Origin of the sequence: Varibaculum cambriense, assembly GCF_032557235.1 — a bacterium.
GTDB lineage: Bacteria > Actinomycetota > Actinomycetes > Actinomycetales > Actinomycetaceae > Varibaculum > Varibaculum cambriense_C.
In genome coordinates this window covers 291,032-299,096 of sequence record NZ_JAWGMB010000002.1, presented here as the reverse complement: position 1 = coordinate 299,096, position 8,065 = coordinate 291,032, and the positions used below count along the sequence as shown (strand labels likewise).

General features: G+C 53.6%; 4 protein-coding genes. All 4 read left to right on the top strand.

Annotated features, from left to right (window positions below):
* The first annotated feature begins 286 nt into the window (after positions 1-286).
* The 4 genes from E6072_RS03110 to secA all read left to right on the top strand — a co-directional run bounded on the left by E6072_RS03110 (position 287) and on the right by secA (position 8,002).
* The gene (locus tag E6072_RS03110; protein ID WP_316693655.1) at positions 287-1,192 is read left to right on the top strand and encodes a universal stress protein; all 906 of its coding nucleotides are present in this window, start codon (positions 287-289) and stop codon (positions 1,190-1,192) included.
* A 1,994-nt stretch (positions 1,193-3,186) separates the two neighbouring features.
* Positions 3,187-3,480: a type II toxin-antitoxin system RelB/DinJ family antitoxin gene (locus E6072_RS03105; RefSeq protein ID WP_316693653.1), complete on the top strand. Its 294-nt coding sequence runs from the start codon at positions 3,187-3,189 to the stop codon at positions 3,478-3,480.
* A 386-nt stretch (positions 3,481-3,866) separates the two neighbouring features.
* A complete protein-coding gene (metK, locus tag E6072_RS03100; protein ID WP_316693651.1) occupies positions 3,867-5,060 on the top strand; it encodes a methionine adenosyltransferase in 1,194 nt (397 codons plus the stop codon).
* A gap of 164 nt (positions 5,061-5,224) precedes the next feature.
* Positions 5,225-8,002, top strand: a complete 2,778-nt coding sequence (gene secA, locus E6072_RS03095; protein WP_316693648.1) for a preprotein translocase subunit SecA — start codon at positions 5,225-5,227, stop codon at positions 8,000-8,002.
* Positions 8,003-8,065 lie beyond the last annotated feature (63 nt).

Genomic DNA, 8,065 nt, shown 5'->3' with positions numbered 1-8,065 from the left:
AGGTTAACCCGCGCGCAAAGAGCAAAAAAGTTTAAAGAACCAACAAAACGCAAACGAGCACGCCATATAGCGCAATCACGCAAATAACCAAACGCACCCTCAAAACCCCTCAAACCAGCGCAAAAAACCCGCCAAACGTCCCCTCAGAAAAAAGACAACAGCTTCACCGGAAGCTGTTCCTTTCCATCCCGGCCCCACCCGCAGCGTTCATTTCAGAGCAAACGTACCCTCCGGCCTATAAAATAGAAATAAGCAGGCAAGGGCGCAGCAGAAGGGGGACATAGACATGTCGGGAAAAGAAACTATCCTAGTGGGGGTTGACGGCTCCCCAGAATCTTTAGAGGCCGCGGAATGGGCGGGCGCGCGTGCCAAGCAAAGCGGCGGGAAACTGCAAGTATTATGTGCCTACGCGTTACCCTCTTATACGGCAGCGTCCATGGATTCCGGATTCGCAGTGGTGGACAATGATGCGATTCGCGAAAGCGCGCAAACCGTAGTTGACGAAGCTGTCGCTCACCTCGAAAAACGTGGCTACCAGGCCGAAGGGCGGGTGGAAGCCGGAGACCCCACCGCGATTTTGGTGCAACTGTCGCAGCAAGTCGATTTGATTGTGGTCGGCACCCGCGGAGGCGGCGGATTTACCGATCGGTTATTGGGAGCGACCTCCTCGGCTTTGCCGGCCTACTCTAGCTGCCCAGTCGTGGTAGTGCCTCGGCGGAAAACAGATGACCAATTCGTGCCGGTAAAGAAAATCGTGATCGGATTCGACGGTTCCACGCGTTCCCGCAAATCCCTGCGCCGCTCCATCAAAGAAGCCCAAGTATGGGGCGCGGAACTGACTGCCGTGGATGCGGTTCCCCTGGCATCATCCGCCGGGATCCTTTCTTGGTTGCCGGCGACGGTCGATCGCGACAGCATCTTGCGGGATGTGCGTGACGGGCTTAAACAAACCTGTAAGGAAGAAACCGCTGATAGTGGAGTGAAAGTACATTCTCATGCTTTGGATGGGAACCCGGCGGCGCTGCTGACAGAGTTTTCCACCGCCGTTGACCTGGTGGTGGTGGGTACTCGCGGTGGTGGCGGGTTTGCAGGGGCACTAATGGGATCCACCTCGCAATCCATCTTGGCGCATGCAGCCTGCCCGGTGCTGGTAGTACCCACCGGCGAGCGCGAATCCGCCGCCGAAAACTGAGCGGTTACCGCGCAAATGCAACGTAAATAGTTTCGTTGCATTTGCGTTGCATGATTTTGTATTACCTTGAGCTTTGCGTTGCAAGTCCAAATATTGCGTTGCGCTTTGCGTTGCAGCGCAAACCTAAGATTTCTTCCCAGTTTTGGTCTCCTCAGAGTTATTTTCCTGCGCTGGGGGTGCCCAGCCGCGGAGAGGGACAGGCACTAGTGGCATCGATTTGTTTTGGCAGGCTGCGCCTTATTCCGACAGGGTTGCTGGGTAAATCAAGGCGAGCAGAGTGATCCTTCTTGAACAGGCTAGGGGGTAGCTAGTCGTCCGGATTGTATGGATTGCATGTAGTTAGTAGTAGCGCAGCCAGCGCTGAAAACTGAGCATTTTCAGTACAAGTGCAACGCAAATGATTGCGTTGCATTTGCGTTGCATGAGTTTATTTTTGCGTTGCACTTTTCGTTGCAAGTCCAAATATTGCGTTGCGCTTTGCGTTGCAGCGCAAACCTAAGGTTTCTTCCGAGTACTGATCGCCTCTTACCGTTCTTTACAAGCTTTTGTCTGCGTGCACCCAAACTGGGCGATTACAAGCACTGTCCACACAGTATTTTCTCAAAGCATATTGAACACATTATAAACCCTGGTCAGACCGGAAAAAACAACGAGTTTATGCGCGTAATTCAGGTATTAATCTCGTATTTCTGTGAATCAAAATGGGTTTTTCCGCTCCGTCGGTGTTTGTTCCCGAGACTCTGCTCTCTACCTGAAGCTTTATTGTCCTGACTGTTATGTCTCTCACCTGCAGATATTTTTCTTTCACTGGTTTACAGGGGGGAGCTTTCTAGTGGACTCGCAGGCAGCTAAAGATTGTATATGAAACACACCACAAGTTAGCTGTGTGTCGCGAAAGTGGTTTTGCGGGAGTTTTATTGGGCGCGAACGTCGCCTTGGAGCCTAAAATGTGCAATTTTATGCTGAAAGGTATTTAAAATGGCAATTTCTCGATAAAAGTTACAAAAGAACACTTAGTTGCATTTAAAAATAAAGGAAATTATGTGTTTAATGTAATGAATTTTCGTGTCGCATTCCTAATTTCAATTTCGATGAATTACGCAACATAGTTATCCACAGGCCGTCGTTAGGTATGCCGGTTTTGTGGCGCCAGAACAGATCGTTAAATCTGGATAAAGCTAAGATAATTGTTGTCTTATTGCCGTTTTTGAGCGCCTCGCACCCCAATCCCCGCCCGGTTGCTTGAATCGGAGTCTCGTTCCTCTCGCCCTCACCTGGTTCGTGCGCTGCTCTGTCCCTCAGTTCTCTTCTCCGCCCGCTCGCCCGCTCACTTCTCACCAGCGCCACTTTGGTTCGTCCTCGTATCGCTTTGCCCTCCAAACCCCCTCGCTTTGGTTCGTTCTCCTTACCCCTCGCGTCGCTTTGTCATCGCCCCGCTTCGCCATCGCCCCGCTTCGCCCTCCTTACCTCCTCATCCTTCGCCCTCCTCACTCCGCTTCCCCCTCCTCATCCCCTCGCCTTGGTTCGCTCTCGTCACCCCGATTTGCTGTTACTCGATTGCTACGCCACTAAACTCCTTCGTCCCGCACTCTCGTCTCTTCTACGTCGTGCAGGATCTGGAGCTGACTGTCCAACAATTCACTCAGGAGGGCTTATTCGTCCTTGGAGGGCGTATCTGTCTCTGGAGGGCGTAGCTGTCGCGGGAGGGTGGAAGTGTCGGCGTTGTGCCTGTAGTGGCTTGTGGGGGTGTGTAGAATCGCCCTCCCCGGACAAAATCGCCCTCCCCGGACAAAATCACCCTCCCGGTTGGGCTGGGGAGTGCTGAAAATGGCGGTTGTGTGGCTCTCGGGAGGGCGGAACTGTCGCGGGAGGGCGGAAAGGCTGGTGAAAGTGACGGCAGTTGAGCGCAAAATGTAAAAAAGTATTCCATTTGTGTTGCAAAACCTCTAATATGTACTTCAGAAGTTGAGAGTTGTATTTAAGGAGTGGTTGAAGTGGCACAAGCAACTGTCAATTTTCGGATGGATGCTAGTTTGAAAAAATCTCTTGAAGCCACGTGTAAAGAACTGGGGCTTACTGCTACCAGTGCCTACACCATGTTTGCTGCAAAGGTCGTGCGGGAGAAGCGAATCCCGTTCGAGGTGTCTATTGATCCGTTCTATTCAGAATCAAATATGAAGCGTTTACGCAGTTCAATAGCCCAAATGCGGCATCTAGAACTTGCTGGTGACCGCATAGATGTAACCAATCCCTCTATGGCATCTGAACCTACGACCACGCGGGGATAGGTTTTATCCGAGTGGGCGGGAGGAAAACCCCATCTCTGTGGGAGGGTGGAAATGTTGCGGGAGGGTGGAAATGTCGGCGTTGTGCCTGGAACTGCTTGTGGGGGTGTCAAAAGAGCCCTCCACGGACAAAAGCACCCTCCGGGTACAAGATCACCCTCCGGTGACATAATAAGGGCGCATTATCGTGACCTTTGACTCTTGCGGAACCCATTATTGTGACTTCTAACGCATAACTCTGCTTACCCCCTCCTCCTCTCCTTCCCTTCCTTCCTCTACTTCCTCTCACCCCTCGCGCCCCTTCTTCTCCCTCCTTTCTCTACCTCTCGCCCCTCCCAAAAAAGTCCGGGAATTCCCGCAACCGCCAGCCCTGCCATAAACTGGAAACCATGAGCCCAAAGCAGTCGATTTTTACTTCTGAATCCGTCACCAGTGGACACCCCGATAAAGTCTGCGACCGCATCGCCGACTCCATAGTAGATGCCCTGCTAGAACAAGACCCGGAAGCCCGGTCTGCCGTGGAAGTAATGGCGACCACCGGGCAGGTGCATCTGGCTGGCGAAATCACCACTTCCGGATACGTTGACTTGCCCACCTTGGTGCGCGAAACCATCAACGAAATCGGCTACACCTCCTCTGATATTGGTTTCGATGGAGATTCTTGCGGGGTGCTAGTTTCGATCGACCGCCAGAGCCCCGATATTGCTCAAGGGGTGCAAGACTCGTGGGAAACCCGCGAAGGATCGGCAATAGATGCTTTTGACCAGCAGGGCGCCGGTGACCAGGGAATGATGTTCGGCTACGCCTGCAACGAAACTCCCGATTTAATGCCCGCCCCGATTTGGTTGGCACACCGCTTAGCGAAGCAACTCGAAAAAGTGCGGCGCGAAAAAATCCTTGACTACCTGTGTCCCGATGGGAAAACCCAGGTAACGGTACGTTACGAGGACGGGCGTCCGGTGGGGATCGACACGATAGTGCTTTCAACTCAGCATCTAGCATCCGTCAGCCTCAAAGACCTGCGCGAAGAAGTAAAATCCGCGGTGATTGACCCGGTTATCGCCCAGGTACCTTGGATTGAGGACAGAGATTTCCGCACCCTAGTAAACCCGGCAGGACGCTTCATTTTAGGAGGCCCAGCCGCTGATACAGGCGTTACCGGCCGCAAACTAATCGTCGACACCTACGGGGGGATGGCGCGCCACGGTGGAGGCGCGTTCTCCGGAAAAGACGCTTCTAAAGTTGATCGCTCCGCGGCCTATGCGGCGCGCTGGGTAGCCAAGAACGTGGTGGCAGCCGGCCTTGCGGATCGGGCAGAACTGCAGGTGGCTTACGCTATCGGCTCGGCGCACCCGGTTTCGATAGAACTGGAAACCTTCGGCACTGAAAAAGCGGATAAGACCCAGATTTTGCAGGCAGTCCGGGAAACTGTCGACTTGCGTCCGGCCGCTATTATCGACCGGCTTTCGCTGCGCCGACCTATCTATTCGCGCACCGCCGCCTACGGGCATTTCGGACGTTCCGGGTTCACCTGGGAAGATACCGATATGGCGCGACAGCTGCGGGCAAAGTTAGGGGCGTAAAACCAGCAGGCAAGCTGGGAGCGTAAAAACCTGCGAAAAAAACTTAGAGGCGTAAAAACTAGCGCCACCAGGGCTAAGCCTAAAGGGAAAACTAGGATAACTAATCGTGCTTTTTGCCGCAGCCATATAGAATCGGTAAACGGAGCGAACACACGGGAGAACTGATGTCATTTTTTGAAAAAATCCTGCGCATGGGTGAGGGACGTATCCTTAAACGCCTAGACCGGACAGCTCACGAAGTTGTGGCGAAAGAGGACGAATACGCCGCCCTAAGCGACGAAGAGCTAAAAGCCAAGACCGACGAGTTTAAAGAGGCGCTGGCAAACGGGGCAAGCGAGGATGAAATCCTGGTTGACGCCTTCGCGACTGTGCGGGAGGCCGCCTGGCGCGTCCTCAAACAAAAGCCCTATCACGTGCAGGTGATGGGAGGAATCGCCCTCCATAATGGCAATATCGCCGAGATGAAAACCGGTGAAGGTAAAACCCTGGTTGCCACTATGCCCAGCTATCTCAATGCGCTTAGTGGCAAGGGCGTGCACGTAGTCACGGTTAACGACTACCTCGCCAGCTATCAAAGTGAGCTCATGGGGCGGGTCTATCGCTTCCTGGGGCTAACTATAGGTTGTATCGTCAATGGTCAAACCCCCACCGAGCGGGTAAAACAGTACCAGGCGGATATTACTTACGGTACTAATAACGAGTTCGGATTCGATTATCTGCGCGACAATATGGTGCAGCGGGTAGAGGACATCGTTCAGCGTGGTCACAATTTCGCCATCGTGGACGAGGTGGACTCGATTCTAATTGACGAAGCGCGTACCCCGCTGATTATTTCCGGTCCTGCCCAAGGTGAGGCAGACCAGTGGTACAACAAATTCGCCTCTCTGGTAACCCGCTTAGAAAAAGATATGGATTACGAGGTCGATGAAAAGAAACGTACTGTGGGAGTTACCGATGTAGGGATCGCTGCAGTCGAGGATTTCTTGGGAATCGAGAACCTCTACGAAGCTTCCCACACTCCCTTAATCGGCTTCCTTAACAACGCGATTAAAGCGAAAGAGCTGTTCAAACGGGATCGTGACTATATTGTGCGCAACCGGGAAGTGCTAATCGTTGACGAACATACCGGGCGCGTAATGGAAGGTCGGCGTTACAACGAGGGTATGCACCAGGCGATTGAAGCCAAGGAACATGTCCCGGTTAAAGCCGAGAACCAGACCCTGGCCACCATTACCTTGCAGAACTATTTCCGCCTATACAACAAACTCGCGGGCATGACCGGTACCGCTGAAACCGAAGCGGCCGAGTTCATGAACACCTACAAGATTGGGGTAATCCCGATTCCGCCGAACAAACCGATGATCCGCATCGATCAGCCGGATTTGGTTTATCCTTCCCGCCGCGGCAAGCTCAAGGCAATCGTGGAGGACATTAAGGAACGCCACGAAAAAGGCCAGCCGATTCTGGTAGGTACCACCGATGTTGCCAAGTCGGAAGAACTTTCCATCATGTTGGACGAGGCCGGGGTACCGCACAATGTGCTCAACGCGAAGCAGCACGCCCACGAAGCCCAGGTAGTCTTCGATGCCGGACGTAAAGGCATGGTTACCGTGGCCACCAATATGGCTGGTCGTGGTACCGACATTATGCTGGGCGGCAACCCGGAGCATATTGCGGATCAGAACCTGCGTGCGCAGGGACTTGACCCGGAAGAAACTCCCGAGGAGTGGCGGGAAGCCTGGTCTGATGCATTATCTCAGGCGGAGGCCGAGGTAGCTGACGAACACGAAGAGGTCGTTGACCTGGGCGGACTATACGTCCTCGGTACTGAACGTCACGATGCTCGCCGCATTGATAACCAGTTACGGGGGCGTTCTGGACGTCAAGGTGACCCGGGGGAATCCCGCTTCTACCTGGCAATGGATGACCCGTTGATGATGAAGAATATGGCGGCGTTCGTTACCCGGTTTATGAATTCTTCGCTCTATCCCGAGGATCTGCCGCTAGAATCCAAGATGGTTTCCGGGCGTATCCAATCCGCGCAGCACCAAACCGAAGCGCAGAACTTCGAGATCCGTAAGAACGTCCTCAAATACGACGATGTGATGACCGATCAGCGCGATCTGATTTATACCGAACGTCAAGAAGTGCTGCAAAAGGAAATCGATCTCGATGAGCTGATTCCTTCCTACCTGCGGACTTTGATTAAAGAGGCGGTCACCCACGCCACCAGTGAGGGCGCCGATTCTAACGAATGGGATTTGGAAAAACTGTGGAACAACCTCCGCGCGGTTTATCCGGTGCGCGCCTCCCTTTCTGAGCTCAAAGATGAGGACGGCTCCTTCCTGCATATTTCGGCTTCTGAGCTGGAAAATATGTTGCAGAACGATATTGCCGATGCCTATGAAGAAATTCTCGATCAGGTAAACGAAAACCCGATTGCGATCGATCAGCTGGGAGACCAGCCGATGGCGGAACTGGAGCGCCGGGTGCTGCTGGCTACGGTTGACCGGCTCTGGCAACAGCACCTTTACGAGATGGACTACCTCAAAGAAGGTATCGGCCTGCGGGCAATGGGGCAGCGTGACCCCTTGGTGGAATACAAGTCCGAGGGCGCGCTAATGTTCGAGAACATGATGGGGCAGGTGCGTGAAGATACGGTGACGGGGATCTTCAATTTCGCCCACCAGTTCCAGCAGGTCTATGAACAGCAGCTAGAGGCAGAAAAGCAGCAAGCCGAACAAGCTAAGAAGAAGGCGATAGCGGAAGGCTCGGTTATGGGGGATACCGGACATAAGGAATCCTCGGAAACTGTGCCCGCCATGGCGGGTGCCGCTGGCAAAGGTTCAGCTTTTGGCGCCGAGGCCGCACGGCAAACTGCCGCGCAAGGCGGAAACCGTGCGCAGCGCCGTGCCCAAAAGAAGCGTAAGAAGCGTCGCTAATCCTTACTGGAGGCGCTATTAGCTCAAGGCTTACCAGTACTTTAGATATTTCGTTGTGGCTGG

What these genes read in the sequence shown, in the direction of transcription:
- E6072_RS03110 (WP_316693655.1), top strand. Translation starts at nt 287, where the DNA reads ATGTCGGGAAAAGAAACTATCCTAGTGGGGGTTGACGGCTCCCCAGAA.
- metK (WP_316693651.1), top strand. Translation starts at nt 3,867, where the DNA reads ATGAGCCCAAAGCAGTCGATTTTTACTTCTGAATCCGTCACCAGTGGA.
- secA (WP_316693648.1), top strand. Translation starts at nt 5,225, where the DNA reads ATGTCATTTTTTGAAAAAATCCTGCGCATGGGTGAGGGACGTATCCTT.